This is a genomic window from Pseudoroseicyclus aestuarii (assembly GCF_003217255.1).
GTDB lineage: Bacteria > Pseudomonadota > Alphaproteobacteria > Rhodobacterales > Rhodobacteraceae > Pseudoroseicyclus > Pseudoroseicyclus aestuarii.
In genome coordinates this window covers 357,444-383,867 of sequence record NZ_QJTE01000003.1, presented here as the reverse complement: position 1 = coordinate 383,867, position 26,424 = coordinate 357,444, and the positions used below count along the sequence as shown (strand labels likewise).

The following is a 26,424-nucleotide window of genomic DNA, read 5'->3' as shown; positions in this document are numbered from 1 at the left end:
ACGACATGAATGCGCGGCAAGTCGTGTGGCAGGATGCCAAGGCATCGCGCGAAACGCCTTGTCTGGTGGGTTGGCGGAGAGGTTACGCAGCGGATTGCAAATCCGTGTAGACCGGTTCGATTCCGGTACCCACCTCCAAGCCTCTCTCCTCACACAATCCTTCGCCATGTCGCGCTGCGGCACGCAGTCGAGATCGGTCTTCCCTCTCGCGGTCCGGGCGGGCAGAACGGTGGGACAGCCCCCTAGTCCGAGGTCCAGACATGCCGCGTTCCAGCCTTGCCCTTCTCCTGCCGCTCCTTCTTCTCGGCGCCTGCGGCGCGGTGGGCAGCCGGGCGGTGGTGCAGAATACCGGGCCGGACGAGTTGCTCAAGCTGCGGGCCGGGCCCGGGCTGGGCTACAGCGTGATCCTCGGCCTGCCCGACGGCACCGAGCTCGAGCGGCGGCACTGCGTGACCGAGGTTGGTCAGCTGTGGTGCCGCGTGGCGCTGGCCGATGCGCCGAGCGTGACGGGCTATGTCTCCGAGGATTACCTCTCGGACGGCTGAGGCGCGACGCCCTTCAGCCGCGGCGGGCGGCCAGCGCCTGCCCCGCCGCGACGCCGGAGGACCAGGCCCACTGGAAATTGTAGCCGCCGAGCCAGCCGGTCACGTCGACCGCCTCGCCGATGGCATAGAGGCCGGGGACCGACCGCGCCTCCATCGTGCGCGAGGAGAGGGCGGCGGTGTCGACGCCGCCGGCGGTCACCTCGGCCTTGGCGTAGCCCTCGGTTCCCGTCGGATGCAGCACCAGGCCCGAGAGCATGTCGGCGGCGCGGTCGATCTCGGCGTCCGGGGTATTGCCCAGCTCCCGCGCGAAGCCGATGCGGGCGGCCATGACCTCGGCCAGTCGGGCGGGCAGATGCTCCGCCAGGGCCGCGCGCAGGCCGGATCGGGGCATTCGTCCCCGCGCCTCGCGCAGCGCCGCCCCGGCCTGTGGCAGCAGGTCCAGCGTCACCGCCTCCCCCGGCTGCCAGTAGCTCGAGACCTGCAGGATCGCGGGACCGGAGAGGCCGCGATGCGTGAAGAGCGCCGCCTCCTCGAAAGACGCCCCGCCGCTGCGGGCGGTCACGGGGAGCGAGACGCCCGAGATGTCGCGAAAGGCCTGCGCGTCCTCGCCCAGCACCAGCGGCACCAGCGCCGGGCGCGGCGGCACGACAGCAAGGCCGAAGCGGCGGGCGATGTCGAAGGCGACGCCGGTCGCGCCCATCTTCGGGATCGAAGGGCCGCCGGTGGCGATGACGAGCTGCGGCGCGGTATCGCCGCCGAGGCTGAAGGTCGCGCCGTCATGGCCGATCTCGCCGATCTGTGTCGAGAGGCGAATCTCGACGCCGCCGCGCGCGCATTCCTCGAGCAGCATGGCCACGATCTGCCGGGCGGAGCCGTCGCAGAAGAGCTGGCCCAGCGTCTTCTCGTGCCAGGCGATGCCGTGCCGTTCGACCAGCGCGAGGAAATCCCACTGCGTGTAGCGGCTGAGGGCGGATTTCGCGAAATGCGGGTTCTCCGACAGGTAGCAGCCGGCCTCGGTATGCATGTTGGTGAAATTGCAGCGCCCGCCGCCCGAGATCAGGATCTTCTTGCCGGCCTTTTCGGCGTGATCCAGCAGCAGCACGCGCGCCCCGGCCTGCCCGGCCGTGGCCGCCGCCAGCAGCCCGGCGCCGCCGGCGCCGAGGATGATCGCGTCGTAGTGCACGGCCCCGCCGGCGTCAGCCGCCGAAGCCGCGCGTGCCGCCGGTCGCGCCGAAGCCGCCGCGCGAGGACAGCGTGGCGCGCGTCATCGGCGGCTGGCCCGCGGTGCGCGGGGGCGTGCGGAACTGGCTCTGGTTCAGCGTGGCCGCGCCGCGGTTCGACGAATAACTCGAAGTGCCGGCGGCATTGGTGAAGCGCCCGTCGCCGCTGCGGTAGAGCGGCTGCGCCGCGCTCATGCCGCCGCGCCCGCTCATCATGTTGCCGATCAGGTAGCCGGCGAGCAGCGGCATGAAGATATTGCCCGACCCCGTCTGCGCCACCGACTGCTCGTCGCCGCAGTTGCCCTCGCCATGCTCTTCCTCGCAAAGGGCGAGGTTCTCGTAGCGGGGGGCGGATTCGACGTGCAGCGTCTCGGCCTCGGCAAAGGCCGCCTCGCAATCGGCGGCGCTGAAGGTATCGTCGCCCACCGCCGACTGGCAGCTTTGCAGATCGGGGAAGGCCTGCGCCTCGACCTGCTCGTCGCGGCACCCGGCGAGGGCGAAGGAGGCGGCGCCGAGGATGCCGAGCGCGACGGTGGTTGAGCGTTTCCTCATCGAGCGGTCCCTTCTAGTCCCTGATGAAATGCGGCTTGAACCGCGACAGATCCTGCGTGATCCGCGAGCGGTCGTCGCGCAGACCCATGCCGACGCAGGTCTCGCCCACGATCCATGTGCCGATCACCGGGCGGAAGCCCTCCATCACCGGCAGCGGATGGTATTCCTGAATGATATGGGGCCCGGCGGCATAGCTGTCATCGGGCGAGGCCTCGATCACCTGCCCGCCTTCGGTAATCGTGATCGAGCTTCCCTCGCGCGAGAAAAGCGGCTTGCGCACGGCGCGGTCCAGCGCCGGGGCATCCCCCTCGAAGTAGCTGGGCAGCAGGTTAGGATGGCCTTCGAACATCTGCCACAGGATCGGCAGGATGCCCTTGTTCGACAGCAGCGCCTTCCACGGCGGCTCGATCAGCCGCATCCCAGAGGCGCTGAGACGCTCGGCATAGTCGTCGCGCAGCAGATCCTCCCAAGGGTACAGCTTGAAGAGCACGCCGATCACCCGCTCCTCGTCGTCGAGGAACTGCCCCTCGGTGCTGAGGCCGATGGACTGCAGGTCGAGGTAATGGGCGCCGAGGCCCGCCTCGCGCGCGGCCCAGCCCAGCATCTCGACCGTGGCGTAATCCTCGGGCTGGCCGCCGACGGCGGTGAAATGCAGGTCGGTGTCGGGCTCGAACATGTCGCCGAAGCGCTCGGTCAGCGCCTCGTGGATGCCGTTGAACTGGTCGTCGCCGGCCTCCAGCACGCCCAGCTCCATCTGGTCTTCCAGCCAGAGCCACTGGAAGGCCGCGCTCTCGTAAAGCGAGGTCGGGGTGTCGGCGTTGTATTCCAGCAGCTTGGCCGGCCCCTGCCCGTCGTAGGCCAGATCGAAGCGGCCATAAAGCTCGGGCTCGCCGGCGCGCCAGCTGTCCCGCACGAGGTCGCGGTGCGCCCCGGGGATGGCGAGGCGGTCCATCATCTCCTCGCTGTCCACGATCTTCGCCACCGCCTCGCGGCACATGGCGTGCAGCTCGGTCGAGGGATCCTCGAGCCGGGTCTCGACCTCCTGCAGGGAGAAGCGGTAGGCGCTGGTCTCGTCCCAGTAGGGCTCTCCGTGCATATCGGCGAAGGTGAAGCCCAGTTCCTCGGCCTTGGCGCGCCAGTCCGGGCGCTCCGGCAGGGTGATCTTCTCCATGGCGCGCCCTCCTGCTGCCGCCGCGCTCGCGGCGGGCGCGCGCAGATCTGGAGAAGATCGCTGCGGGCGGCAAGGGGATTCGCGCCCGCCCCCGCGCGGCGCCGACCGCTTTGCGTGTGCCGCGCCCCCTGCACAGCCCTCTGAGCGTGAAAATGCTGGTGATTCCGGGGGCCAGCATGGCGTCAGCAGGGTTGTAAATCGCATGCCGAGCCGGTTTGATGCAGCCACACGAAAATGATCGGGCGGCAGATGCCGGACCCGGCAGCCAAGGCTGCCGGCCTGAAGTCGAATGCGCCCAACAGGGAACAAGGGAAGATTTCATGGACGACTACACCAAGTTTCTGACGCGGCAGGTCGCCCGTGGCCGCATGGGCCGGCGCGAATTCATGGGCCGCAGCCTGGCCGCCGGCCTCGGCGCCGCGGCCGCGCCGCTCTTTGCCAGCGCCGCCTCGGCGCAGGAGGCCCAGAAAGGCGGCCACCTGCTGATCGCCCTGAACGGCGGCGCCTCGACGGATTCGCTCGACCCGGCGGCGGCGACCGGCTCGGTCATGTTCACCGCGGTGCAGACCTGGGGCGACACGCTGGTCGAATCCGACCCGGTCGAAGGCACGCCGGTCCCGAACCTTGCCGAAAGCTGGACCCCCTCGGCCGATGCGACCGAATGGACCTTCAAGATCCGGCAGGGCGTCACCTTCCACGACGGCAGCCCCTTCACGGTCGACGACGCCGTTGCCACGCTGCAGCGCCACACCGACGCGGAATCGCAGTCGGGCGCGCTTGGCCTGCTGCAGTCGATCACCGGGATCGAGAACCGCGGCGGCGATCTGGTCATCACGCTGGACGCCGGCAATGCCGACCTGCCGCTGATCCTGACCGACTACCACCTGATCATGCAGCCGAATGGCGGCCGCGACGCCCCCGATGCCGCCATCGGCACCGGCCCCTACAAGCTCGAGACCGCCGAGCAGGGCGTGCGTCTGACCTTCACCCGCAACGAGGACGACTGGCGCGACGACCGCGGCCATGTCGACAGCGCCGAGATCCTGGTGATCAACGACAACACCGCGCGGGTCGCGGCGCTCAGCTCGGGCCGGGTGCATTTCGCCAGCACCATCGCGCCCAAGACCGTGCCGCTGCTGCAGCGCGCCCCCAACGTCGAGATCCTGACCACATCGGGCAAGGGCTACTACTCCTTCCTGATGCATTGCGACACGGCGCCCTTCGACAACAACGACCTGCGCATGGCGCTGAAGCTGGCGATCGACCGCGAGGCGATGCTGCAGCAGGTGCTGGGCGGCTTCGGCACCATCGGCAACGACTTCCCGGTGAACGAGGCCTATGCCCTCTTCCCCGAGGGGATCGAGCAGCGCACCTACGACCCCGAGCAGGCGGCTGACTACTACCGCCGCTCGGGTCACGAGGGGCCGATCACGCTGCGCACCTCGGACGTCGCCTTCCCCGGCGCCGTCGATGCCGCCGTGCTGTTCCAGCAGAACGCGGCCGAGGCCGGGATCGAGCTGAACATCGTGCGCGAGCCCGAGGACGGCTACTGGTCCAACGTCTGGAACGTGCAGCCCTTCTCCGCCTCCTACTGGGGCGGGCGCCCGACGCAGGATTCGCGCTACTCCACCAACTTCCTGTCGAGCGCGGAGTGGAACGACACCAACTTCTTCCGCGACGACTTCGACGCGATGCTGCTGGAGGCGCGGGCCGAGCTGGACACCGAGCGCCGCGAGGAGCTGTACCGCGACATGGCGCTGATGGTCCGCGACGAGGGCGGGGCGATCATCCCGGTCTTCAACGACTACATCAACGCCGCCAGCGCCAATCTGATGGGCTACGTCGACGACATCGGCAACGACTTCTCCAGCGGGCGGATGATCAGCCGCGTGTGGCTGAATGAGTGACGCCAGTTCAGGGGGGCAGCGCCGCGGCCTGCCCCCCGTCGCAACCCTGATCCTGCAGCGGCTCGGGCTCTCCGCGCTGCTGCTGATCGCCGTCTCGCTGCTGATCTTCGTCGGGATCGAGGCGCTGCCGGGCGATTTCGCCAGCACCTACCTCGGGCAAAGCGCCACGCCGCAGGCGATCGCCAACATCACTGCCGAGCTCGGCCTCGACCGGCCCATATGGACCCGCTACTTCGAGTGGCTGGGCGGGGCGGTGCAGGGCGATTTCGGCACCTCATGGGCCAGCGGGCAGGACGTCAGCGCGCAGATCAGCCGCCGGCTGGGCAATTCGCTGTTCCTCGCCGCCGTGGCCGCGGTCATCGCCGTGCCGCTGGCCGTGGGCCTTGGCATGCTGGCGGTGCGCTACGTCGACCGCCTTGCGGACCGGCTGATCAACATCGTCTCGCTGGCCGCGATCTCGCTGCCCGAGTTCTTCGTGGGCTACCTGCTGATCCTCTTCTTCGCGGTGAAGTTCGGCGTCGCCCCCTTCCCCGCCACCGTCTACGACAGCATGAGCCTGGGCGAGCGGCTGGGCGCCATCGCGCTGCCGGTGGCGACGCTGGTGCTGGTGGTGATCGCGCATATGATGCGCATGACCCGCGCCGCGATCCTGTCGATCATGTCCTCGCAATACATCGAGACGGCCGAGCTCAAGGGCATCGGCGCTCTGCGCACGATCATCCATCACGCCGCGCCCAATGCGGTGGCGCCCATCGTCAACGTGGTGGCGCTGAACCTCGCCTATCTCGTGGTCGGCGTCGTCGTGGTCGAGGTGGTCTTCGTCTATCCCGGCATGGGCCAGTACATGGTCGATGCGGTAACGGTGCGCGACATGCCGGTGGTGCAGGCCTGCGGGCTGATCTTCGCGGCCGTCTACATCCTTCTGAACATGGTGGCCGATATCGTCTCGATCCTCGCCAATCCGCGGCTGAGGCACCCGCGATGAGGCTGCGCAGCATCCCGCCCTCCGCCTGGATCGGCATGGCCGGCATCGCGCTGGCCTTCGTCGCCGCCCTCTTCGCCCCTGTCCTCGCCCCCTATGGCGAGCGAGAGATCGTCGGCGCGGTCTGGGAGCCGATGGGCCCCGAGCACTGGCTGGGCACCGACAACCTTGGCCGAGACCTGCTGTCGCGCCTGATCTTCGGCGCGCAGACGACGCTTTTCGTGGCGCTCGCGGCCTCGATCCTGTCCTTCGCCATCGGCATCTGCCTCAGCTTCGTGGCTGCCGTGACGCGGGGGATCGTCGATCAGGGGCTGTCGCGGCTGAACGATCTGATGATGTCGATCCCGACGCTGATCTTCGCCCTCGTGGTGCTGGCCGCCCTGCCGCAGAAGCTGTGGATCCTGATCCTCGTCATGGCGATCCTAGATTCCACCCGCGTCTTCCGGCTGGGCCGGGCGGTGGCGGTGGACATCGCCGTCATGGACTTCGTCGAGGCGGCGCGCCTGCGCGGCGAGGGCACGATCTGGATCATCTTCCGAGAGATCCTGCCCAATGCCCTCTCGCCGCTGCTGGCCGAGTTCGGCCTGCGCTTCGCCTTCGCCGTCCTGTTCCTGTCGACGCTGTCGTTCCTGGGTCTCGGCATCCAGCCGCCGCAGGCGGACTGGGGCGGCATGGTCAAGGACAACAGCGACGGCATCATCTTCGGCGTGCCGGCGGCGCTGATCCCGGGCGGCGCCATCGCGGCGCTGGCGGTCTGCGTCAACATCGTCGTCGACTGGCTGCTGCACCGGACCTCGAGTCTGAAAGGGGGCCGCGATGGCTGATCTGCTGGAAGTCCGCGATCTGAAGATCGGCGCCCATGCCTATGAAGAAGACGGCTCGCGCCGCGAGATCGAGATCGTCAAGGGCATCTCCTTCGACCTCGAGAAGGGGCGGGTCCTCGGGCTGATCGGCGAGTCTGGCGCCGGAAAGTCCACCATCGGCCTCGCCGCGCTGGCCTATGGCCGCGGCGGGGTCACGATCACCGGCGGGCAGGTGCGGCTGGACGGCGAGGATATCCTCGCGCTGTCGCCGCGCGGCATCGGGCGGGTCCGCGGCGCGCGCGTCTGCTACGTCGCGCAATCGGCCGCCGCCGCCTTCAACCCGGCGCACAAGCTGGGCGATCAGGTGATCGAGGGCACGCTGCGCCACGGCATCATGTCGAAATCAGAGGCCCGCGCCCGCGCCGCCGAACTTTTCGGCATCCTCGGCCTGCCCGATCCCGAGACCTTCGGGAACCGCTACCCGCACCAGGTTTCTGGCGGGCAGCTTCAGCGGGCGATGACGGCCATGGCGCTATGCCCGCGCCCCGACCTGATCGTCTTCGACGAGCCGACGACCGCGCTCGACGTGACGACGCAGATCGACGTGCTCGCCGCGATCAAGCGCGCCATCGAAGAGACCGGGACAGCCGCGCTCTACATCACGCACGATCTGGCCGTGGTGGCGCAGGTGGCCGACGACATCATGGTGCTGCGCCATGGCGAGACGGTCGAATACGGCCCCACCCGCCAGATCATCGAGGCGCCGGAAGAGGGGTATACCCGCGCGCTGGTCGATGTGCGCACGACCAGCAAACCCGCCGCCACCGATCAGTCAGGCGCGCTTCTGCGGCTCGAGGGGATCTCGGCCTCCTACGGCAGCGGGCCGCAGGTGCTGACTGATGTGTCGCTGCACGTGCCGCGCGGGCAGACGCTGGCCATCGTGGGGGAATCGGGCTCGGGCAAATCCACGCTCGCCCGCGTCATCACCGGGCTGCTGCCGCAGTCCGCGGGGACGGTCACCTTCGACGGAGAGACCCTGCCGCCCCGCCTCGCGCAGCGCAGCAAGGACCAGCTTCGGCAGATCCAGCTGATCTACCAGATGGCCGACACGGCGGTGAACCCGCGCCATACCGTCGCGCAGATCATCGGCCGGCCCCTGCGCTTCTACCACGGCATGCGCGGCAAGGCCCGGCGCGAGCGGGTGCAGGAGCTTCTCGACCAGATCGAGATGGGCCAGGGCTTCGCCGACCGCTACCCGGCAGAGCTGTCGGGCGGGCAGAAACAGCGCGTCGCCATCGCCCGCGCGCTGGCCGCCGGGCCCGAGCTGATCCTCTGCGACGAGCCGACCTCCGCGCTCGACCCGCTGGTGGCCGAGGGGATCCTGTCGCTGCTGATGCGGCTGCAGAAGGAGACGGGTGTCTCCTACGTCTTCATCACCCATGACATCGCCATCGTGCGCGCCATCGCCGACAGCGTGGCGGTGATGCTGAACGGGCGGCTGCAACGCTTCGGCCCGCGGGACGAGGCGCTCTCGCCGCCCTTCGACGACTATACCGACCTGCTGCTGAAATCCGTGCCCGAGATGAAGGAGGGCTGGCTCGAAGAGGCGCTCTCCTCGCGGCGGATCGCCAGCGGCGGACAATGACCGACCCAAGGAGCGTCATGCCCGACACAGACTTCACCGTCATCGAGAACCACTGGATCGACCTTGCCGACGGCACGCGCCTCGCCGCGCGGATCTGGATGCCGAAGGGCGCGGAGGCCGATCCCGTGCCCGCCGTTCTCGAGTTCCTGCCCTACCGCAAGCGCGACCAGACCGCCCAGCGCGACGAGAGCACCTATCCCACCTTCGCCGAGAACGGCATCGCCGGGGTGCGCGTGGATATCCGCGGCTCGGGCGAGAGCAGCGGCATCATCGACGATGAATATTCCTCGCTGGAGCTGGCCAATGCCTGCGAGGTGATCGACTGGATCGCGGCGCAGCCCTGGTCGAACGGCAATGTCGGGATGATGGGCATCTCCTGGGGCGGGTTCAACGCGCTGCAGGTGGCCGCGCTGCGGCCCGCGCCGCTCAAGGCGGTAATCTCCATCGCCTCCACGGTGGACCGCTACAACGACGACATCCACTACAAGAACGGCTGCATGCTCTCGGCCAACATGGGCTGGGCGGCGACGATGCAGGCCTTCCAGTCGCGCCCGCCCGATCCCGCAATCGTCGGCGACGACTGGCGCGCCATGTGGCTGGAGCGGCTCGAGAAGAACCCCGACTGGGCGGAGGACTGGTTCCGGCACCAGCGGCGCGACGACTACTGGCGCCATGCCTCGATCTGCGAGGGTTTCGATGCCGTGCAGATCCCCGCGCTGGTGATCGCCGGCTGGGCCGACGGCTACCGCAACACGCCGATCAAGGCGATCGAGGGGCTGGGTCCGCAGGCCAAGGCGCTGATCGGCCCCTGGGTGCACAAGTACCCCCACTTCGCCTGGCCCAAGCCGCGCGTGGATTTCCTGGGCGAGGCGGTGGCCTGGTGGAACCGCTGGCTGAAGGACGAGGCGAACGGCGCCGAAGACTGGCCGCAGCTGCGCGCCTTCCGCAGCGAGGCGAACCGCCCGCCCTCTCCCCGGCGCGATCGCGACGAGGGCACATGGCTGGCGGTGGACGACTGGCAGAGGCCTGCCCTCGCGCCCTACCACGTCGACGCCGCGGGCGCGCTGAGCACGGGCGAGGCTGCCGATGCGGCGCCGCGCGCGCACTACCTGCGCTCCCCCCTCGATACCGGCATCATGGCGGGCGAATGGTTCACCTCGGCCCCCACCGCCGACATGTCGGGTGACCAGCGCAGCGACGACGGCGGCTCGCTGTGTTTCCAGACCCCGCCGCAGGAGGCGCCGCTGGACCTGCTGGGCATGCCCGAGCTGCGGCTGCGCCTCTCCTGCGAGGACGACTGGGCCAACCTCTGCGCCCGGCTGGTGGATGTGCATCCCGACGGCACCGCCTACCGCATCGCCTACGGGGTGCTGAACCTCGCGCATCGCGACGGCAATGCCGACCCCGCGCCGATGCCGCGCGGCGAGATGGTCGATGTGACGCTGCGCCTCGATGCCTGCGGCTACCGCCTGCGGCCGGGGCACAGCCTGCGGCTGGCGATCTCGACCGCCTACTGGCCGGTCACGCTGCCCGCCCCCACCGATCCCGGCGTCACCATCGACCTGTCGTCGATCCGCCTCGGCCTGCCGCTGCAGGCCGGCGCGCAGGAGATCACCCTGCCCGAGCCCGAGGACGAGAGCCCGCTGCCGGAGCACATCACGCACGAGGAGGGGCACGCCCGCCACTGGATCGAGACCGATCGCAGCAGCATGGTGACGACCCTGCACCTCGAAAACGACGGCGGGCTGGTCGAGCATCCCGAGACCGGCATGTCGAGCCGCGTGATCCAGGACGAGGCCTGGAGCATCACGGCCAACGACCCCAACAGCGCGACGGGCCGCGCCGACTGGATCTGCGAGGTCTCTCGCCCCGGCTGGCACGTCCGCACCCGCACCTCGATGCAGCTGGCCTGCACGGCGGAAGAGTGGCTGCTGTCGGGCGAGGTCGTGGGCAAAGAGGACGGAACGGAAGTCTACCGCCGCCCCTGGTCGCACCGCATCCCGCGCGACTTCACCTGAGCCCGGCCTGCCGCGCGGCGACATAGTCGCGCAGCAGGCCCACGCGCCTTGGCCGGAACGTGCCCCCGCCGGGGCGCGCCCAGCCCATGCGGGCGACATGGAAGACGCGGAAATCCATCCGCAGCCGGCAATGGGCCAGCAGCATCAGCGACTGCGGCCCGTAGGACAGGCCGAGCGGCCAGATCAGCCGCTCGGTCTCGCGCTCCTTGAGGTCGCGGTAGTGGATCAGCAGGTCCGTCTCCTCCCAGCAGGCCTCGCGCAGCAGCGCGGGATCGACCAGCGGCTCGGGGCGCGCATCGACGGCGCGGAAGCTGCGCATCACCGTGTGGATCGCCTGCTGCGCCTGCCGGTCCGGCAGTGTCGCGACGATTCGCGCCAGCGCCGCCTGCCCCGCCTTTTCCAGCACAGGATCGCCCAGGGTTCCGAGGCCCGAGACCGCCAGCACCAGCGCCTCGATCTCGATCCGGTCGAAGCTTTGCGGCGGCAGGGCCGGATCCTCGGTCAGCGTATAGCCCAGCCCCGCGGCGCCATCGATCAGCGCCCCGCCCGCGCGCAGCGTCGCGATGTCGCGGTAAAGCTGCCGCGGCGAGATGCCCGTCTCCTCGGCCAGCCGCTGCGCCGTCACCGGCGCTGGCAGCCGCCGGAGCACGTCCATCAGCCGCATCAGGCGATCGCTGCGGGCCATTTTTCCTCCTGCCGGATTCTGTCAGCAGGGGCAGGATAGACCGGCACCATCCGCAAGCACAGGAGGCGATGATGCCAATCCTCTACCACTCCCCCAATTCCCGCTCTTCCGCCGTCGTGACGCTGCTGGACGAGCTCGGCGCAGCAGACGTCGAGATCCGCGAGGTCACGATTCCCCGGCAGGACGGCAGCGGCAGCCCGGACGCCGCCAACCCGCATCCCGAGAAGAAGGTGCCCTACCTCATCGACGACGACGAGACGGTGCGCGAACGCGGCGCGATCATGCTCTACCTCACCGACATGTACCCGCAGGCCGGCCTTGGCCCCCTGCCCGGCCAGCCCGGGCGCGGCGCCTACCTGTCCTGGCTGTCCTGGTACCAGGGCGTGATGGAGCCGGTCATGGTCATGCAGTTCGCGGGCCTGTCGCATCCGGCGCTCGGGGCGACCTTCCGCGACCCGGCCACCATGATCGCGCGCCTCTCCGAGGCGCTTGCCCGCGGCCCCTGGCTGCTGGGCGAGGCCTATAGCGCCGCCGACCTGCTGTGCAGCAGCCCCTTCCTCTGGTTCCCCGAGTCCGCGCCGGATGATCCCGCGATCCGCGACTGGATCGAGCGCTGCGCCGCCCGTCCGGCGGTGAAACGCACCGCAGAGCGTGACGCCAAGGTCGCGGCCTGACCGCTTGCGGCCAGCCGCCGCGCCGCTAGCATCCGCCGCGCCGGGACAGGCCCCGGCGCGGCAGGAAAGGCAGGGCCCATGCGCTTCGTCATCTACGGAATCGGCGCCATCGGCGGCACATTGGCGGCGATGCTCTCGCTGGCGGGCGAAGAGGTCATCGGCATCGCCCGCGGCCGGCAGCTTCAGGCGATCCGCGAGGGCGGCCTCCTGCTGCGCCGGCCCGAGGGGGACCAGCGCGCGCGCTTAGAGACCGCCGCCAGTCCCGATGAGGTGACCTTCCGGGACGATGACGTGATCCTGCTGACGATGAAGACGCAGGACAGTGCCGCCGCACTGGATGCGCTGGCAGCGGCGGGGCTGCGCGACCAGCATCTCTTCTGCCTGCAGAACGGGGTCGAGAACGAACGTCTCGCCCTGCGCCGCTTTGTCAATGTGCACGGGGTGACGGTGGTGCTGCCGGCCGATTACGTGACACCGGGCGAGGTCGCCGCCTTCGGCGCGCCGCATCCCGGCTACCTCGATATCGGGCGCTACCCCGGTGGCGCCGATGCCATGGACACGCTGGTCGCAGAGCGGCTGACGGCGGCGGGCCTGCCCGCCTTCGCCGATCCGCAGGTCATGGCCAGCAAGCATGGCAAGCTGCTGATGAACCTCGGCAATATCGTGGACGCCGCGGTCGGCGCGCAGGACGAGGCGAAAGAGATCACCGCCCGCCTGCGCGCCGAGGGCGAGGCCGTGTTCCGCGCCGCCGGCATCGACTGGCGCGACAGCCAAGACGACCCGCGCCGAAACACGCTGATGGCGATGGGCCGGATCGAGGGGCTCTCCCGCGCCGGCAGCTCCTCGGCGCAGAGCCTCGTGCGCGGCGCGGGCTCCATCGAGACGGCTTATCTCAACGGCGAGATCGCGCTTCTGGCCCGGCTGCATGGCGCGCCCGCCCCGGCCAATGCGGCGATGGTCGCCCTCGCCCAGCGGATGCTGCGCGAGGGGCTGGCCCCCGGCAGCCTTGCGCCGGACGACCTGCTGGCGGCGATGGAGGCCGGCTAGGCCGCCACCGCCCGCAGCGCCCGCGCGCGGGCCGGCGGGATGCGCCCGATCTCGAGCCCGGTGAAGACGTGCAGCGTGTCCATCTGCTCGTCCACCACGGCATGATCGCTGACCCAGCCGCCCATCTGGATGTAGCTGCGCAGCAAGGGCGGCATGTGCAGCAGCGCCAGCCGTCGGTCCGGGTCGCGCTGCAAGCGCTCGGCGAAGGGAAAGACCCGCGGCGCCTTGACCCGCGGCGTCCAGCGCGGCGGCGCGAGGTGGCCCTGCCGCAGCATCGCGAAGGCATCGAGGTAACGCTCCGCCCGCGTGCCAGCGAAGGAGGCGCAGCCGAACAGCAGCCCGCTGCGCGTCTCGTCCACGACACGCGTCAGCGCGCCCCAGGCCAGGCGCAGCACATCGGCGTCGCGCGCGGCGGGGTGGATGCAGAAGCGCCCCAGCTCCAGTACCGGGCCGTCGAAGCCTTCGAGCCGCGTCAGGTCGTAGTGCTGGGCCGAATAGCTGTCGCCGATTCCCGCGGCATCGGGCAGCGGCAGCAGGCGGAAGGTGCCCAGCAGGCTGCCCGACCGATCCTCGATCAGGACGTGGCGGCACAGCGCGTCATGCGCGTCGCTGTCCAGCCCGCCCGTCGCCGCCGGGTGGAAACACTGCTGCCGCAGCGCCTGCGCGCGCCGCAGGTCGGCGCCGCCGCGCGCGTAGCGGGCCCGCGCTCCGCCCTTCTCCAGCAGTGTCGCGGGTCGCGGGGGCATGTCGGTCTCCTCTGGCGCAGGGCCGGCCGCAGCCTAGGTACGGCCGAACACTGACACCAGGACACGCCGATGGACAAGGTCATCAAATCCGACGAGGCATGGCGCGAGGCGCTGTCGCCCGAGGCCTACAAGGTCACCCGCAAGCACGGCACCGAGCGCGCCTACAGCCACGACGACTTCCCCGAGGGGCCGGGCGTCTTCGCCTGCGTCTCCTGTGGGCAGCCCCTTTTCGAAAGCCGCACCAAGTTCGACAGCGGCACCGGCTGGCCCAGCTTCTACGCGCCGCTGACGCCCGAGGCGGTGGGCGAGCAGACCGATCGCAGCCTCTTCATGAAGCGCACCGAGGTGCATTGCGCCCGCTGCGAGGCGCATCTGGGCCATGTCTTCGACGACGGGCCGGCACCGACGGGCCTGCGCTACTGCCTGAACGGCGTCGCGCTGACCTTCCGCCCCGAGGCGCCGGTGGGCGATCCGGGCGTGGAGGCCGCGCAGGACGCCGCCGAGTAGCCCTAGGGTTCGCCCAGCAGCGCGCCGGCATCGTAGTTGCCGACCGCGCCGACGAGCTGGCGGATCAGCGTCGTGTCGCGCACGTTGTCGCTGGTCACCCGGCGCGACAGCGGCACGACGGCCCCGTCCTCGAGGCCGAAGCGCTCGATGTTCTCGACCCGGCCGGCGGGATCGAAGGTGATCGCCAGCACCTCGCGCTCAACCTCCTGGGGTTCGAGCGCGCCGTAAAGACGGAAGCGGCTCGAGACGTAGTAGTAGCCCGACCCGTTCAGCACGCCCGCCGAGGTGGGGGTGCCCACCGCCTCGGCCACGCTCTCGCGGGTGTCGACGCCGACGGCGATCTGCGCCAGCTGCGCGTCGCTGGGCGTATAGCCGTGATTGCGGTAGCGCGTGGTGCAGCCCGCGAGGGTCAGGGCGAGGGCGGCGCCGATCAGCGCCAGCCTGGGGCTAAGACGCCGCTGGACGAAGGAGCGCTGTCGCACGATGGTCTGGCCTTCCTGTCGGGTCGCGGCTTATGCGCCCGAAGGGACGCGCGGCGGTTGCCTCCGCTTGCCGATCCGATACATCACGCGAACGCCCCTGTTCAAGGGAGGCCCCAGATGGCTGACACACCGCTCTACACGATCCGCCTGTCCGGCGCCGGCCAGCGCGACCCCATCGACTTCGACCTTGCCCCCGAGGCCGAGGATCGCGCCGCGATCGCGCGCGACCTTGGCATCGAGGGGATCAGGAAGCTGCGCTTCGCCGGCAAGCTCTTGCCGACGGGCCGCCGCGACTGGCGGCTCGAGGCCGAGCTTGGCGCCACGGCCGTGCAGGCCTGCGTCGTCACGCTCGAGCCGGTGACCACGCGGATCGACGCGCCGGTCCTGCGCCGCTACCTCGAGGATACAGGACCCGAGCCCACGGCCGGTGAGGTCGAGATGCCCGAGGACGACAGCATCGAGCCGCTGCCGAACGCCGTCGACCTGCGCACCGTCATGACCGAGGCGCTGTCGCTGTCGCTGCCCGATTTCCCCCGCGCGCCGGGGATCGAGCTGCCCGAGACGGTGGTGACCGAAGAGGGCGCCGAGCCGCTGACCGAAGACAAGATGCGGCCCTTCGCCGGGCTCGCCGCCTTGAAAGACAGGCTCGGGGGCGAGGACGACAAGGGCTGATCGCGCAGGCCGGAGAGGCCCGCGCACGACATCGTCTCTTGCGTTCGCGGGCGTTGCCGCTATTTTCGCGCGCTTCGACGGATCGCTGCTCGACAGGGCCGGGCTTTTGGCCTATGTCCCGCCGGACTCAGCGGGGGGCGACCCGCCTATCCGATACCGGGCCCTCGTGTCCGAACCGCCGGGCATCCTGCCCATACTGACACCAAGAGCCGGCGTGCCGGCCTTCATTTACGAGGTTGTGACATGGCCGTTCCGCAGAACAAGATCTCCAAGTCGCGCCGCAACAATCGTCGGGCCCATGACAGCCTGACCGGCGCGAACCCCAACGAATGCCCCAACTGCGGCGAGCTCAAGCGCCCGCACCACGTCTGCCCCTCCTGCGGGCACTACGCGGACCGCGAAGTGATCGCCCAGGCGAACGAGATCGACCTGGACGAAGACGCGGCCTGACGCCGCGACAGACCCCTTCATGACCCAGCCCCGCTCCACTGGCACGACGACCGGCCCCGCGGCCGGCGCGTCCGGTCCGTCATCGGCCCCTGCCGACGAGGTGACCATTGCAGTGGACGCGATGGGCGGCGACAGCGGCCCCCGCCCTGTCGTCGAGGGGCTCAAGCAGTTCCTCGCCAAGGATCCCGGCGCGCGCGTCCTGCTCTTCGGGGACGAGGCGCAGCTGCGTCCGCTTCTGGACAAGCAGGGCATCGACCGGCTCGAGGTGATCCACGCCTCGGACGTCGTGTCGATGACCGACAAGCCCAGCCAGGTCATGCGCCACGGCAAGGACACCTCCATGTGGGGCGCCGTCGATGCCGTGCGTGACGGCCGCGCCGGCGCCTGCGTCAGCTGCGGCAATACCGGCGCGCTCATGGCGGTCTCGATGCTGCGCCTGCGCAAGGCCGAGGGTGTCGATCGCCCGGCCATCGGCTGCCTCTGGCCCTCGACCAATCCCGGCGGGTTCAACCTGATGCTCGACGTCGGCGCCGATGTGCGGGCCGATCAGCATGACCTGCTGACCTATGCCGTCATGGGCGCGGCCTATGCCGCCGAGGGCCTGAACCTCGAGCGGCCGCGGGTCGGCCTGCTGAACGTCGGCACCGAAGAGCACAAGGGCCGGGCCGAGCTGAAGGTCGCGCATGAGCTGATCGGCCGCAGCGCCGAGGCGGGCGGCTTCGACTACATCGGCTTCGTCGAGGGCGGCGACATTCCGTCGGACCGGGTCGACGTGGTCGTCACCGACGGCTTCACCGGCAATGTCGCCCTGAAGACCGGCGAAGGCACCTCTCGCCTGATCTCGAGCCTCCTGCAGGAGGCCTTCCGCAAGACCTGGCTCAGCCGGATCGCTGCCGGCATGGCCATGGCCTCGCTCAAGCGGCTGCGCAAGCGGATCGACCCGCGCCGCGTCAACGGCGGCGTCTTCCTCGGGCTCGGCGGCACGGTGGTCAAAAGCCATGGCTCCGCCGATGCCACCGGCGTCGCGGCGGCGCTGAAACTTTCGGCCCGGCTCGCCCGTTCGGATTTCACCCATCGGCTCGCCAGCCGCGTCGCGGCCGCGCCCCAGCGCGAGACCGAGCAGGGCGACGAGGCGAGCCAGAACATACGGTCCATGTCATGACGCTGCGCGCGACGATCAGGGGCGTCGGGCACTACCTGCCCGAGCGCGTTATGGAGAACGCCGAATTCGAGGCGCTCTTCGAGACCTCGGACGAGTGGATTCGCAGCCGCTCGGGGATCGAACGGCGGCACATCGCGGCCAAGGGCGAGAAGACCGCCGATCTCGCCACCCATGCCGCCCGCAAGGCCCTGGCCAGCGCCGGCATGGAACCGGGCGACATCGACGCCATCATCGTCGCCACCACCACGCCCGACATGACCTTTCCCTCCTGCGCGACCATGGTGCAGGCGGCCCTGGGGATGGAGCGGGGCTTTGCCTTCGACGTGCAGGCGGTCTGCGCCGGCTACGTCTACGCGTTGGCCAATGCCGACGGCATGATCCGCACCGGGCAGGCCAACCGGGTTCTGGTAATCGGGGCCGAGACTTTCAGCCGCATCATCGACTGGACCGACCGTTCGACCGCCGTGCTTTTCGGCGACGGCGCCGGCGCCGTGGTTCTCGAGGCGACAGAGGGCGATGGCACGTCGCAGGATCGCGGCATCCTCGCGACCGATCTGAACTCCGACGGGCGCTACCGCGATCTTCTCTACGTCGATGGCGGCATCGGCAGCGGCAGCCTCGGCGTGCTCAAGATGGAGGGGCGCGAGGTCTTCCGCCACGCCGTCGAGAAGCTGGCCCAGACCGCCCATGTCGCGCTGGACCGCGCCGGCGTCACCCCCGAGGCGGTCGACTGGGTTGTGCCGCATCAGGCCAATATCCGCATCATCCAGGCCACGGCCAAGAAACTGGGCCTGGGGATGGAGCGTGTCGTCACCACGGTGCAGGACCACGGCAATACCTCCGCCGCTTCGATCCCGCTGGCCCTGTCCGTCGGGGTGGAGCGCGGGCAGATCAAGCAAGGCCAGCTCGTGCTGACCGAGGCGATCGGCGGCGGGCTGGCCTGGGGCTCGGTCCTGCTGCGGTGGTAAGGCTGCATCGCGCATGGGTTTGACTTGGCGGCAGGCGCGCGCCTAGGATCGCTTCGACCGGACGAGGGGAACGAGATGTCCGAAAATACGCTGACCCGCCTGGATCTTGCCGAAGCCGTGCACGACGAGGTTGGCCTGTCGCGCAACGACAGCGCGGCGCTGGTCGAATCGGTGCTGGGGCACATCTCGGACGCGCTGGTGCGCGGCGAGACGGTCAAGATTTCCTCCTTCGGCACCTTCTCCGTCAGGGACAAGGCGGCGCGGATCGGCCGCAACCCCAAGACCGGGGAAGAGGTGCCGATCCATCCGCGCCGGGTGCTGACCTTCCGCTCGTCGCACCTGATGAAGAACCGGGTCGCCGCCGGCAATCGCAAGGGCTGATCCCATGGCCAAGAGCGCGGAGGCCTTCCGCACGATCAGCGAGGTCGCGGAGGCCCTGGGGACGCAGGCCCATGTGCTGCGATTCTGGGAGACGAAGTTCACGCAGGTCGCCCCGGTCAAGCGCGCCGGCGGGCGCCGCTACTACCGCCCCGAGGACCTTGTCCTTCTGGCCGGCATCAAGGCGCTGCTGCACGACCAGGGCATGACCATCAAGGGCGTGCAGAAACTGCTTCGCGAGAAGGGCGTCAGGCACGTCGCGGAACAGGGGACGGACTACCTCGCCGATAAGGCCCTGCCCGAGGCCGCGGGTGCGCAGATCGCCCCGGCGCCGGATCAAGCCGCTCCGCCGGCCGAGCCGCCCGTCGCCGCCGAGCCGGAGGCCACGGACGAGCTCCCGTCGCCGGAGGACGGCGCGGTGGAAGAGGCGCCGGCCGCCCCTTCCGTAGCGGATGCAGCGGCCGAGCCGGCGAGAGCCACGCAAATGGATGCACCGGTCGTCAGGATTCTGCCCCTGGATGAGCAGTCGAGGGAGCATCTCGAGCTGAGCTTGCGAAGCCCCCTGTTCACGCCGCCGCACATGCAGGCGACCGCCCCCCTGCCGGATTGGGGCGGGCCGGACCGGGCCGATGAACGTCCGCGGGACTCTGCGGCCCTTACGCAGGATGGTCCTTCCGGCGATCCGGCGGCCGAGGTTGCGGCCATGCCGCCCGCCGCGCCGTCGGAGCGGCGGCCAGCCGCGATGCCCCCGCTTCCCGATGCCGCCGCACCCTTCCCCGGGCCTCTGTCGCGGTTGATCCGGGCCAAGCCCTCGGCCCTCGCGGCACAGGCCGAGGCCCTCGTCCCGCTGGCCGGGAGGCTGCGTCAGCTGCGCGGCGCACTGGGTGACGTCACGGCGCCCTCCGGTGGCAGCACAGAGCGCTGATCCATTGGCGATGGCCCCTTGCCTCCCGCCGCCGGATCGGGCAGAAGCCGCACCAGTCGGGCTATAGCGCAGCCTGGTAGCGCGTCCGTCTGGGGGACGGAAGGTCGCAGGTTCGAGTCCTGCTAGCCCGACCAATAGACCGCCCGCCCTTTGGCGGGCGTTGTCGTTTCCGGGGCCCCGCCCGGCCCCAGCGCCGGAGGTGCCATGACCGATCCCAGCGTCGATCCCGCCCGACCCAGCGGCCTGCTGCCCAGCCAAAGCATCCGCGCCCTCATCGCCTCGGGCGCCATCGCGGCCGATGCGGCGGTGGAGCCGGCGCAGGTGCAGCCCGCCAGCCTCGATCTGCGGCTGGGCGCCGTCGCGCACCGGGTGCGCGCCTCCTTCCTCGCCGGGGCCGGGCGCAGCGTCAGCGACCGGCTGGAAGAGTTCGAGATGCATCGCTTCGCGCTGGACGGCGGGGCGGTTCTGGAGAAGGGCTGCGTCTACGTCGTGCCGCTGCAGGAGCGGCTGTCCCTGCCGCCCGGCATCTCTGCCGCCGCCAATGCGAAAAGCTCGACCGGGCGGCTTGACCTGCTGACGCGGCTGATCGGCGAAGGCGGGACGGAGTTCGACCGCCTGCCCGCGGGCTATGACGGCCCGCTCTGGGCCGAGATCTGCCCCCGCTCCTTCTCGGTGCTGGTGCGGCCGGGAATGCGGCTGAACCAGATCCGCTTTCGCGCCGGCCAGGCGGTGCTGGACGACGCGGCTCTGGAGGCGCTTCACCGCGCCGATCCGCTCGTCTCCGGCCCTGCCACTATCGAGGGCGGGCTGAGCTTCTCCGTCGATCTGGGGCAGCGCGAGGGCGATCTCGCGGGCTACCGGGCCAAGCCGCATAGCGGCGTCATCGACCTGGGGCGCATCGGCGCCTACGATCCCGCGGAATACTGGGATCCCATCGTGCCGCGCGGCGGGCGCATCATCCTCGATCCCGGCGCCTTCTACATCCTCGTCAGCCGCGAACAGGTCCGCATCCCGCCCGATCATGCGGCCGAGATGGCCCCCTACCTCGCGATGGTCGGTGAGTTCCGCGTGCACTACGCCGGCTTCTTCGATCCCGGCTTCGGCCATGCCGCCGCCGGCGGCGCGGGGGCGCGCGGCGTGCTTGAGGTCCGCTGCCACGAGGCGCCCTTCGCGCTCGAGCACGGGCAGACCACCGGGCGCCTCGTCTACGAGCGCATGGCCGAGGCGCCGGACCTGCTCTATGGCCGGGACATCGCCTCGAACTACCAGGGTCAGGGGCTGAAGCTGGCCAAGCAGTTCCGGGGCTGAAGAGCCAAGCAGGAGCGGCGAGAGGCCCCGGGCAGCGGTGCGAGCTTCAGCGCCTGCCGCGCCCCCGGCGCGCAGCATCCCCGCCTGCCCGACCGCGCGCGACGGGCGTTGTGGCAGCGCGCGCTTCCTGCCATCCGCCAGCCCTGACGGTGCCGAGGCCGGACCGTTGCGCCTCGATCGCGAGCGGTGGTGCAGGCGTAAGATGCAGAAGTCAGGACTTCTCCGGAGAGGCCGCCTCGGGCTGCGCCGCCAGGCCCGCCATCCACGTGACGGCATCGGTCGCTCGGCTCGCGCCTGCCACGGGCACGCCGCTCGCCGCATTGGGCCAAGCAGTGGGATCTGACGGCTTGGCGTCAGAGACACTCCTCATCCTGCTCTCCTTCGACGCAGAATCCTGAACGCCTGCCACCTCGGTCGCGGCGCCCTTCGGCCCAGCGCCCTTGGCTCCTGCCCGCCGCGCCGCCTGCCCGCCCCCGGGGCCGGGGAGAACCACCGCCATGCTGTCCTGTGGCAGCTGCGGCTCCACCCGGTTCCGCCCAGCAGCCTTGGCCCGGTAGAGGGCCATGTCGGCGCGCGAGAGGGCGGCATCGAGGTCCTCTTCCCCGGGCAGCAGTTCCGCGCAGCCGAGGGAGACGGTCACGCAGCCCGAGCCGTCGGGAAGCATCACCTGCTCTTCGACCATGCGGCGCAGCCGCTCTGCCAGGGCGGTGGCCCCGATCAGCCGCGTGCCCGAGAGGATCAGCAGGAACTCTTCCCCGCCCCAGCGACAGGCCAGATCCGAGCGGCGCAGCCAGCGGCCGAGCATGCGCCCCGTCTGCCGCAGCACGGCATCGCCGCCGGAATGGCCGAAGCGATCGTTGACCGCCTTGAAGCTGTCGAGATCCAGCAGGATGACCGACAGCCCCTCGCCGGAGCGATTGGCCTGCGCCACCGCCTGCCGCGCGAAGAGGTCGGTGGCGCGCCGATTCGCGAGGCCGGTCAGCACATCGGTGACCGACAGCCGCTCGACTCTGGCGAGGTGCCGCTGCCGCAGCGTCTCGGTGCGCGCCAGAACCCCGAGGGTCCACATCAGGCCGGCCACGACGCAGGCGAGCGCCGCCGCCACCAGCAGCGGCGCCCACCGCACCCAATCGCTCGCCTCGATCCGCAGCAGAAGGCCGCCGCTGACCCAGACCGCGACGAGGCCAAGGGCCATCTGCCGGCGAAGGAGGCGCCCGGCCACCGCGGGCGACAGCAGCAGCCGCAGGATCAGTGGGTCGAGGTGCCGCGTCCCGGCGGCGCAGGCGAGCAGGGCGAGGATCGGCAGCGTGCTCGGCGAGAGGCCGGAAAAGGACCCCGGCAGCCCGTAGCTGAGCGCGACGAGGACAGAGGCGCAGACCACCAGCGCCATCAGCACCAGCCCCGCCCCCAGCGGCGTACGTGGCCGCAGCACCTGGGCAAAGGCGACGCAGGCCAGCGCCAGCACCGCCGCGGGGCTGGTCATCGAGCCCGGCTGCGTCTGCAGCAGCGCCAGGGCCCAGCCCGGCAGCGCCTGCATCGCCGGCACCACTGCCAGCGGCGCGGCGGCCGTCATCTCCGCGGTCCGCAGCCCGAGCAGCAGCAGCGCCAGGCCGGCGGGCAGGATCGACAGGAGCCTTGGCCGCCGCAGCCGCCGCGTGAAGCCCGAGCGCCGGGAGCCGAGGAGAGAGAGCACCAGCAGGGCGGCGATCAAAAGGGTCAGCGGATGGGTCCCGCCAGCGCCGGGCAAAGGCCGATAGAGATGGGCGATATCGAGGACCGCGCCCAGGGCCACGATGATAATCGTCAGCCCGGCGAGAGCCGCCATGAGCGGCCGCCGCGCCTCCAGCCAATGGGCCATTGCCATGGCCCGGCGCAGATCCTGCAGAAAGGAGACCGTCGAGGTCTGGGGTGCTGGTCGCGGCATCTCGCTGCCCCTTACCGAAGCCCGCGGTCCGTCCTGACCGCCCCCTCTTCATCTCCTCGCAAGGTTAAGGAACGGTTTCCGTTTTGGCGCGGCCTGCGCCTATTTCGTTAATCCGTTTCCCCCTGCGCGGCGTCTTCCTCCGGCTCTTCGGTCGTCTCCTGCTCGAAAAGGTCGTCCTGCTCCTCGGGTGCCTCGGCCTCGGGTGGCGGGCGGCTGTCGAGCAGGCCTGCGGCCCGAAGCTCCTTCAGGCCGGGCAGATCGCGCGCGCTGCCCAGCCCGAAATGATCGAGGAAGCCCTCGGTCACGATGAAGGTCACAGGCCGCCCCGGCGTCTGGCGGCGGCGACCGAGGCGGATCCAGCCCATCTCGATCAGCTGGTCCAGCGTGCCGCGGTTGATGCCGACGCCGCGGATCTCCTCGATCTCGGTGCGGGTGACGGGCTGGTGGTAGGCGACGATGGCCAGCGTCTCGATCGCCGCGCGGCTGAGCTTGCGCGTCTCCTCGATTTCGCGGTGCATCAGGAAGGCCATGTCCGGCGCGGTGCGAAAGGCCCAGGCCTCTCCCACCCGTGCCAGTTCCACGCCGCGGCCCCTGTAGCGGCTGCGCAGCGCGGCGAGCGCGCGGGCCGGGTCGCAGCCGGGCGGCATCCGCCCCGCCAGCTGCGGCAGGCTCATCGGCGCCTCCGAGGCGAAGAGCATCGCCTCGATCATGCGCTCCTGCTCGGCCAGGGGCGGCGCCTCGAAGAGGCTGCGTTCGGCTGTATCGTCAGGCATCGGGCCTTCCTTTGCGGCGTATGCTGATCGGGGCAAAGACCCGCTCCTGCCGGATCTCGGCGCGGCCCTCCTTCACCAGCTCGAGGCTGGCGGCAAAGGTCGCGGCGGTGGCCGTGCGGCGCAGCACCGCGTCGCCGTGCCAACCCTCGGGCAGGTAGGTCAGGATGTCGGTCCATTGGCCGGCGAAACCGATCAGCGGGCGCATCCGCTCCAGCGCCTGCTCCATCGTCATCAGCCGGTCTCGGTCCATGACATAGGGGCGGAAATCGTCGCGCGTGCGCAGCCGGGCATAGGCCTGCATCAGGTCGAGCAGCGTCGCGGTATAGCGCGTGGTGCGGGCCTGCGTCACCTCGGGCGGGGCGCCGCGGGCAAAGCGCTCGCGTCCCAGCCGGTCGCGCGCCATCAGCTGCGCCGCCGCGTCGCGCATCGCCGCCAGACGCTCCAGCTGGAAGGCGAGGTGCGCGGCCATCTCCTCGCCGCTCGGCCCCTCTTCGGTGGGATCGGGCGGCAGCAGCAGGCGCGATTTCAGAAAGGCGAGCCAGGCCGCCATGACAAGGTAATCGGCCGCCAGTTCGATCCGCAGCCGCTTCGCCCGCTCGACGAAGGAGAGGTACTGCTCGGCCAGTGCGAGGACCGAGATCTGCCGCAGGTCGACCTTCTGGCTGCGCGAGAGCGACAGCAGCAGGTCGAGCGGGCCCTCGTAGCCGTCCACGTCGACGATCAGCGCCTCCTCGGCGCGGCGCTGAGCGACGTCCTCGGCCTCGATGCCGAAGGCGGGCGGCTCTGCGGGGGGATCGGCGGGGGGCATCGTTTGTCCTGCGGTCTGCGGCTTGGGTGGCTCGAAGCCCGCCTCATAGCGCCTCGCGCGCCTGCGGTCGACAAGCGGCGGCGCTGGCGGCAGGGTGCTGCCGAGAAAGACCAGACGGAAGGATCGCCCGATGACCAGACCCGCAGCCGGACAGGCCTGGGATGCGGCCGGCTATGCCGCCAACGCGGGCTTCGTGCCCGCCCTGGGCACCACCGTGCTCGAAAGGCTGGCCCCGCAGCCCGGCGAGGCGATCCTCGATATCGGCTGCGGTGACGGGGTGCTGACCGCCCGCATCGCCGAGGCGGGCGCGACGGTGACGGGGTTGGAGCCTGACCCATCGCTCGCCGCGGCGGCGGGGGCGCGCGGCATCGCGGTGCTGCAGCAGGACGCGCATGATCAGGTAGAGGCCGGCCCCTTCGACGCCGTCTTCTCGAACGCGGCGCTGCACTGGATGCGGCGGCCAGAGGTGGTGCTGGGCAACATCCACGCCGCCCTGCGCCCCGGCGGGCGGGTCGTGGTGGAACAGGGCGGCTTCGGCAATGTCGCGGCGGTGCTGGTGGCGCTGAACGCCAGCCTCGAGGCGGCGGGCGAAGGGGCGCGGACGGGCAACCCCTGGGACTTTCCGACCCCTGCGCTGCAACGCGACCGGCTGGAGCGGGCGGGCTTTACCGAGATCGACGTCGCCCTTGTCCCGCGCCCGACGCCGCTGCCCACCGGCCTGCGCGGCTGGCTGCAGACCTTCGGCGCGCCGCTGATGGAGGGGCTGGCGCCCACGGTTCGGGAGAGCGTGATCGCCGATTGCGAGCGGCGGCTGGCGCCGGTCCTGCAGGACGAGACCGGCAACTGGGTTGCGGATTACGTGCGCCTGCGCTTCGAGGCGCGGCGGCCGGCCTAGTTCACCACCACCGGGATGCAGGCGGCATCCTCGGCCACGAGGGCCGAGCAGAAGCGCCGCGCATCGGCGAGATCCTCGAAGCCCATGGCGCGCAGCCGGAAGAAGGTGCGCCCGCCGCTCAGCGCCTCCTGCACGACGCGCTCCTTGCCGTTAAGAAGCTCGGCGAAGCGGGTGCCGAGGCGGGTCCATTCGGCGGCGGCCACCTCGGGGCTGTCGAAAGCGCCAAGCTGCACGAGGCTGGTGCCTGCGGGGATCGGCTCGGTCTGCAGGGCGACGGGGCCGGTGCTTGCAGGGGCGGCGGCGGGCGCAGTCAGCGCGGCCACGGCGGTGGCGGGCCTCAGCGTGCGCGGCCGCAGCGGCGGGCGCGGCGCCACGGCAAGGCCGGGCACGCTGGCCGCGACGAGATCGAGGGCCTCGGCCTGATCGTCCTCGAGTGCGGCGTCATCGGCACCGGCATCCGCTGCCACCTCGCCCTCGGGCGCTGCATCGGGGGCCATGAGCACTTCGGTATCGACCTCATCCGACAGCGCCTCGATCGGCACGACGCCGGCGGCGAGGCGGTCGGCAAGGGCCTGAACGGCACCCGGATCGCCGACCTGCGCCACGGCAAGCGGGGCGCCCTGGCTCATCGCGGTGAGGGCGCGGGTGATGCTGTCGCCCTCGGGGCGGCTCTCGTCCGCCTCGGCGACCGGGGCCAGCAGCAGATCCTCCTGCCGCAGGCCGGCGGGCTGCGGCGCGAGGATCAGCCGTTCCTCGGGGCCGGCGGCCTCGCCCATGGCGGCGACATCGTTGACCGAGAGCCCGATGTGAGAGGCGATCTCGCCGCCCGGCTCGCTGGGCGCCTCGCGCAGCGGGCCTTCCATCGCCTGCACCACCGGCACGCCGGTCGCGTCGCGGACCATCAGCCGGTAGCCCCAGACGGCCACGCCGATGACCAGCGCGACCGAGATCAGCGCCCCGATGCCGCGAATGACCTTTGCCGGAAGGGCGCGGGCCGGGCTTTGCGCGGCCTGCTCTTCTGCCTCCTCGTCCCAATCCGCCTCTTCGACGAAGGGTGCCGGTGCCCAGGAGTCCTGGCCCTGCGCGCCCCAGGGCGCATCAGCCGCATATGCCATCACTGCCTCGCTGCCCGGGCGGCCAGTACCGGCCGCCGGGTCTCTTGCCTCGCCTCGATGCC

Annotated in this window: 27 protein-coding genes and 2 tRNA genes; 19 read left to right on the top strand and 10 right to left on the bottom strand. The window is 70.7% G+C overall.

What is annotated here, in order from left to right:
* Positions 1-64: 64 nt before the first annotated feature.
* Together DFP88_RS11160 and DFP88_RS11155 are read left to right on the top strand one after the other, a co-directional pair.
* Positions 65-138: transfer RNA gene (locus DFP88_RS11160), tRNA-Cys, on the top strand.
* A gap of 122 nt (positions 139-260) precedes the next feature.
* Complete coding sequence (locus tag DFP88_RS11155) at positions 261-545, top strand: SH3 domain-containing protein (protein WP_110814558.1); 285 nt, start codon at positions 261-263, stop codon at positions 543-545.
* Between the two features lie 13 nt (positions 546-558).
* Here the strand turns inward: DFP88_RS11155 and DFP88_RS11150 are convergent, their stop codons facing one another.
* From DFP88_RS11150 to DFP88_RS11140, 3 genes are read right to left on the bottom strand one after another with little or no spacing between them, the layout of a single operon-like run.
* Positions 559-1,728 carry a BaiN/RdsA family NAD(P)/FAD-dependent oxidoreductase gene (locus tag DFP88_RS11150; protein WP_110814557.1) on the bottom strand — a complete coding sequence of 390 codons (1,170 nt, stop codon included), beginning with the start codon at positions 1,726-1,728 and terminating at the stop codon, positions 559-561.
* A 13-nt stretch (positions 1,729-1,741) separates the two neighbouring features.
* On the bottom strand, positions 1,742-2,317 hold the full coding sequence (locus DFP88_RS11145; RefSeq protein ID WP_110814556.1) for a DUF1190 domain-containing protein: 576 nt from the start codon (positions 2,315-2,317) through the stop codon (positions 1,742-1,744).
* 13 nt (positions 2,318-2,330) lie between these two features.
* Positions 2,331-3,488 (bottom strand): glutathionylspermidine synthase family protein, encoded by a 1,158-nt coding sequence (locus DFP88_RS11140; RefSeq protein WP_110814555.1) that lies wholly within the window; start codon positions 3,486-3,488, stop codon positions 2,331-2,333.
* A gap of 320 nt (positions 3,489-3,808) precedes the next feature.
* Between DFP88_RS11140 and DFP88_RS11135 the strand changes: the two genes are divergently transcribed.
* From DFP88_RS11135 to DFP88_RS11115, 5 genes are read left to right on the top strand one after another with little or no spacing between them, the layout of a single operon-like run.
* Entirely contained in the window at positions 3,809-5,395 is a 1,587-nt protein-coding gene (locus DFP88_RS11135; protein WP_110814554.1) for an ABC transporter substrate-binding protein, read from the top strand.
* Positions 5,396-5,423: 28 nt separating this feature from the next.
* Positions 5,424-6,380 (top strand): ABC transporter permease, encoded by a 957-nt coding sequence (locus DFP88_RS11130; RefSeq protein ID WP_220032328.1) that lies wholly within the window; start codon positions 5,424-5,426, stop codon positions 6,378-6,380.
* 2 nt (positions 6,381-6,382) lie between these two features.
* Positions 6,383-7,201, top strand: a complete 819-nt coding sequence (locus DFP88_RS11125) for an ABC transporter permease (RefSeq protein WP_220032327.1) — start codon at positions 6,383-6,385, stop codon at positions 7,199-7,201.
* Entirely contained in the window at positions 7,194-8,825 is a 1,632-nt protein-coding gene (locus tag DFP88_RS11120) for an ABC transporter ATP-binding protein (RefSeq protein WP_110814551.1), read from the top strand. The genes DFP88_RS11125 and DFP88_RS11120 overlap by 8 nt, the downstream gene beginning before the upstream one ends.
* Before the next feature lie 17 nt (positions 8,826-8,842).
* Positions 8,843-10,843 (top strand): CocE/NonD family hydrolase, encoded by a 2,001-nt coding sequence (locus DFP88_RS11115; protein WP_110814550.1) that lies wholly within the window; start codon positions 8,843-8,845, stop codon positions 10,841-10,843.
* Here DFP88_RS11115 and DFP88_RS11110 read toward each other — a convergent pair.
* Positions 10,836-11,528 carry a helix-turn-helix transcriptional regulator gene (locus DFP88_RS11110; protein WP_110814549.1) on the bottom strand — a complete coding sequence of 231 codons (693 nt, stop codon included), beginning with the start codon at positions 11,526-11,528 and terminating at the stop codon, positions 10,836-10,838. The genes DFP88_RS11115 and DFP88_RS11110 overlap by 8 nt on opposite strands.
* A 68-nt stretch (positions 11,529-11,596) precedes the next feature.
* Here DFP88_RS11110 and DFP88_RS11105 point away from each other — a divergent pair, with 68 nt between their 5' ends.
* Both DFP88_RS11105 and DFP88_RS11100 read left to right on the top strand, forming a co-directional pair.
* On the top strand, positions 11,597-12,202 hold the full coding sequence (locus tag DFP88_RS11105; protein WP_342767718.1) for a glutathione S-transferase family protein: 606 nt from the start codon (positions 11,597-11,599) through the stop codon (positions 12,200-12,202).
* A 78-nt stretch (positions 12,203-12,280) separates the two neighbouring features.
* Positions 12,281-13,249: a ketopantoate reductase family protein gene (locus DFP88_RS11100; RefSeq protein WP_110814547.1), complete on the top strand. Its 969-nt coding sequence runs from the start codon at positions 12,281-12,283 to the stop codon at positions 13,247-13,249.
* Here DFP88_RS11100 and DFP88_RS11095 read toward each other — a convergent pair.
* The gene (locus DFP88_RS11095; RefSeq protein WP_110814546.1) at positions 13,246-13,995 is read right to left on the bottom strand and encodes a GNAT family N-acetyltransferase; all 750 of its coding nucleotides are present in this window, start codon (positions 13,993-13,995) and stop codon (positions 13,246-13,248) included. The two genes, DFP88_RS11100 and DFP88_RS11095, sit on opposite strands and share 4 nt — an antisense overlap.
* A 69-nt stretch (positions 13,996-14,064) precedes the next feature.
* Between DFP88_RS11095 and msrB the strand changes: the two genes are divergently transcribed.
* Positions 14,065-14,502 carry a peptide-methionine (R)-S-oxide reductase MsrB gene (gene msrB, locus DFP88_RS11090; RefSeq protein ID WP_110814545.1) on the top strand — a complete coding sequence of 146 codons (438 nt, stop codon included), beginning with the start codon at positions 14,065-14,067 and terminating at the stop codon, positions 14,500-14,502.
* Positions 14,503-14,504: 2 nt separating this feature from the next.
* Here msrB and DFP88_RS11085 read toward each other — a convergent pair whose 3' ends face one another.
* Complete coding sequence (locus DFP88_RS11085; RefSeq protein ID WP_110814544.1) at positions 14,505-14,984, bottom strand: outer membrane protein assembly factor BamE; 480 nt, start codon at positions 14,982-14,984, stop codon at positions 14,505-14,507.
* 117 nt (positions 14,985-15,101) lie between these two features.
* On the opposite strand from DFP88_RS11085, the gene DFP88_RS11080 reads away from it, so the two are divergent.
* The 8 genes from DFP88_RS11080 to DFP88_RS11045 all read left to right on the top strand — a co-directional run bounded on the left by DFP88_RS11080 (position 15,102) and on the right by DFP88_RS11045 (position 20,847).
* On the top strand, positions 15,102-15,656 hold the full coding sequence (locus DFP88_RS11080; protein WP_110814543.1) for a YceD family protein: 555 nt from the start codon (positions 15,102-15,104) through the stop codon (positions 15,654-15,656).
* Positions 15,657-15,899: 243 nt separating this feature from the next.
* Positions 15,900-16,106: a 50S ribosomal protein L32 gene (gene rpmF, locus DFP88_RS11075; protein WP_110814542.1), complete on the top strand. Its 207-nt coding sequence runs from the start codon at positions 15,900-15,902 to the stop codon at positions 16,104-16,106.
* 19 nt (positions 16,107-16,125) lie between these two features.
* On the top strand, positions 16,126-17,268 hold the full coding sequence (gene plsX, locus DFP88_RS11070) for a phosphate acyltransferase PlsX (protein WP_110814541.1): 1,143 nt from the start codon (positions 16,126-16,128) through the stop codon (positions 17,266-17,268).
* Positions 17,265-18,236, top strand: a complete 972-nt coding sequence (locus DFP88_RS11065; RefSeq protein ID WP_110814540.1) for a beta-ketoacyl-ACP synthase III — start codon at positions 17,265-17,267, stop codon at positions 18,234-18,236. The genes plsX and DFP88_RS11065 overlap by 4 nt, the downstream gene beginning before the upstream one ends.
* Positions 18,237-18,311: 75 nt before the next feature.
* Positions 18,312-18,617: an integration host factor subunit alpha gene (gene ihfA, locus DFP88_RS11060; RefSeq protein ID WP_110814539.1), complete on the top strand. Its 306-nt coding sequence runs from the start codon at positions 18,312-18,314 to the stop codon at positions 18,615-18,617.
* A 4-nt stretch (positions 18,618-18,621) separates the two neighbouring features.
* Positions 18,622-19,539 (top strand): MerR family transcriptional regulator, encoded by a 918-nt coding sequence (locus DFP88_RS17350; RefSeq protein ID WP_245904782.1) that lies wholly within the window; start codon positions 18,622-18,624, stop codon positions 19,537-19,539.
* Between the two features lie 57 nt (positions 19,540-19,596).
* Positions 19,597-19,673: transfer RNA gene (locus DFP88_RS11050), tRNA-Pro, on the top strand.
* Positions 19,674-19,743: 70 nt separating this feature from the next.
* Positions 19,744-20,847, top strand: coding sequence for a 2'-deoxycytidine 5'-triphosphate deaminase (locus DFP88_RS11045; RefSeq protein ID WP_110814538.1), 1,104 nt, complete (start codon positions 19,744-19,746; stop codon positions 20,845-20,847).
* 211 nt (positions 20,848-21,058) lie between these two features.
* On the opposite strand, the gene DFP88_RS11040 is transcribed toward DFP88_RS11045, so the two are convergent.
* The 3 genes from DFP88_RS11040 to DFP88_RS11030 form a co-directional block, all read right to left on the bottom strand.
* A complete protein-coding gene (locus tag DFP88_RS11040) occupies positions 21,059-22,771 on the bottom strand; it encodes a GGDEF domain-containing protein (protein ID WP_146227474.1) in 1,713 nt (570 codons plus the stop codon).
* Positions 22,772-22,878: 107 nt separating this feature from the next.
* A complete protein-coding gene (scpB, locus tag DFP88_RS11035; protein ID WP_110814536.1) occupies positions 22,879-23,544 on the bottom strand; it encodes an SMC-Scp complex subunit ScpB in 666 nt (221 codons plus the stop codon).
* Positions 23,537-24,352: a segregation and condensation protein A gene (locus tag DFP88_RS11030; RefSeq protein ID WP_110814535.1), complete on the bottom strand. Its 816-nt coding sequence runs from the start codon at positions 24,350-24,352 to the stop codon at positions 23,537-23,539. The genes scpB and DFP88_RS11030 overlap by 8 nt, the downstream gene beginning before the upstream one ends.
* A gap of 130 nt (positions 24,353-24,482) precedes the next feature.
* Between DFP88_RS11030 and DFP88_RS11025 the strand changes: the two genes are divergently transcribed.
* Complete coding sequence (locus DFP88_RS11025) at positions 24,483-25,247, top strand: class I SAM-dependent methyltransferase (RefSeq protein WP_110814534.1); 765 nt, start codon at positions 24,483-24,485, stop codon at positions 25,245-25,247.
* Here DFP88_RS11025 and DFP88_RS11020 read toward each other — a convergent pair.
* Complete coding sequence (locus DFP88_RS11020; RefSeq protein ID WP_110814533.1) at positions 25,244-26,362, bottom strand: SPOR domain-containing protein; 1,119 nt, start codon at positions 26,360-26,362, stop codon at positions 25,244-25,246. The genes DFP88_RS11025 and DFP88_RS11020 overlap by 4 nt on opposite strands.
* Between the last annotated feature and the right edge of the window lie 62 nt (positions 26,363-26,424).

Coding starts and splice junctions, on each gene's coding strand:
- DFP88_RS11155 (WP_110814558.1), top strand. CDS start 261: ATGCCGCGTTCCAGCCTTGCCCTTCTCCTGCCGCTCCTTCTTCTCGGC.
- DFP88_RS11145 (WP_110814556.1), bottom strand. CDS start 2,317: ATGAGGAAACGCTCAACCACCGTCGCGCTCGGCATCCTCGGCGCCGCC.
- DFP88_RS11140 (WP_110814555.1), bottom strand. CDS start 3,488: ATGGAGAAGATCACCCTGCCGGAGCGCCCGGACTGGCGCGCCAAGGCC.
- DFP88_RS11135 (WP_110814554.1), top strand. CDS start 3,809: ATGGACGACTACACCAAGTTTCTGACGCGGCAGGTCGCCCGTGGCCGC.
- DFP88_RS11120 (WP_110814551.1), top strand. CDS start 7,194: ATGGCTGATCTGCTGGAAGTCCGCGATCTGAAGATCGGCGCCCATGCC.
- DFP88_RS11115 (WP_110814550.1), top strand. CDS start 8,843: ATGCCCGACACAGACTTCACCGTCATCGAGAACCACTGGATCGACCTT.
- DFP88_RS11110 (WP_110814549.1), bottom strand. CDS start 11,528: ATGGCCCGCAGCGATCGCCTGATGCGGCTGATGGACGTGCTCCGGCGG.
- DFP88_RS11105 (WP_342767718.1), top strand. CDS start 11,597: ATGATGCCAATCCTCTACCACTCCCCCAATTCCCGCTCTTCCGCCGTC.
- DFP88_RS11100 (WP_110814547.1), top strand. CDS start 12,281: ATGCGCTTCGTCATCTACGGAATCGGCGCCATCGGCGGCACATTGGCG.
- DFP88_RS11095 (WP_110814546.1), bottom strand. CDS start 13,995: ATGCCCCCGCGACCCGCGACACTGCTGGAGAAGGGCGGAGCGCGGGCC.
- msrB (WP_110814545.1), top strand. CDS start 14,065: ATGGACAAGGTCATCAAATCCGACGAGGCATGGCGCGAGGCGCTGTCG.
- DFP88_RS11080 (WP_110814543.1), top strand. CDS start 15,102: ATGGCTGACACACCGCTCTACACGATCCGCCTGTCCGGCGCCGGCCAG.
- rpmF (WP_110814542.1), top strand. CDS start 15,900: ATGGCCGTTCCGCAGAACAAGATCTCCAAGTCGCGCCGCAACAATCGT.
- plsX (WP_110814541.1), top strand. CDS start 16,126: ATGACCCAGCCCCGCTCCACTGGCACGACGACCGGCCCCGCGGCCGGC.
- DFP88_RS11065 (WP_110814540.1), top strand. CDS start 17,265: ATGACGCTGCGCGCGACGATCAGGGGCGTCGGGCACTACCTGCCCGAG.
- ihfA (WP_110814539.1), top strand. CDS start 18,312: ATGTCCGAAAATACGCTGACCCGCCTGGATCTTGCCGAAGCCGTGCAC.
- DFP88_RS17350 (WP_245904782.1), top strand. CDS start 18,622: ATGGCCAAGAGCGCGGAGGCCTTCCGCACGATCAGCGAGGTCGCGGAG.
- DFP88_RS11045 (WP_110814538.1), top strand. CDS start 19,744: ATGACCGATCCCAGCGTCGATCCCGCCCGACCCAGCGGCCTGCTGCCC.
- DFP88_RS11040 (WP_146227474.1), bottom strand. CDS start 22,771: ATGCCGCGACCAGCACCCCAGACCTCGACGGTCTCCTTTCTGCAGGAT.
- scpB (WP_110814536.1), bottom strand. CDS start 23,544: ATGCCTGACGATACAGCCGAACGCAGCCTCTTCGAGGCGCCGCCCCTG.
- DFP88_RS11030 (WP_110814535.1), bottom strand. CDS start 24,352: ATGCCCCCCGCCGATCCCCCCGCAGAGCCGCCCGCCTTCGGCATCGAG.
- DFP88_RS11025 (WP_110814534.1), top strand. CDS start 24,483: ATGACCAGACCCGCAGCCGGACAGGCCTGGGATGCGGCCGGCTATGCC.
- DFP88_RS11020 (WP_110814533.1), bottom strand. CDS start 26,362: ATGGCATATGCGGCTGATGCGCCCTGGGGCGCGCAGGGCCAGGACTCC.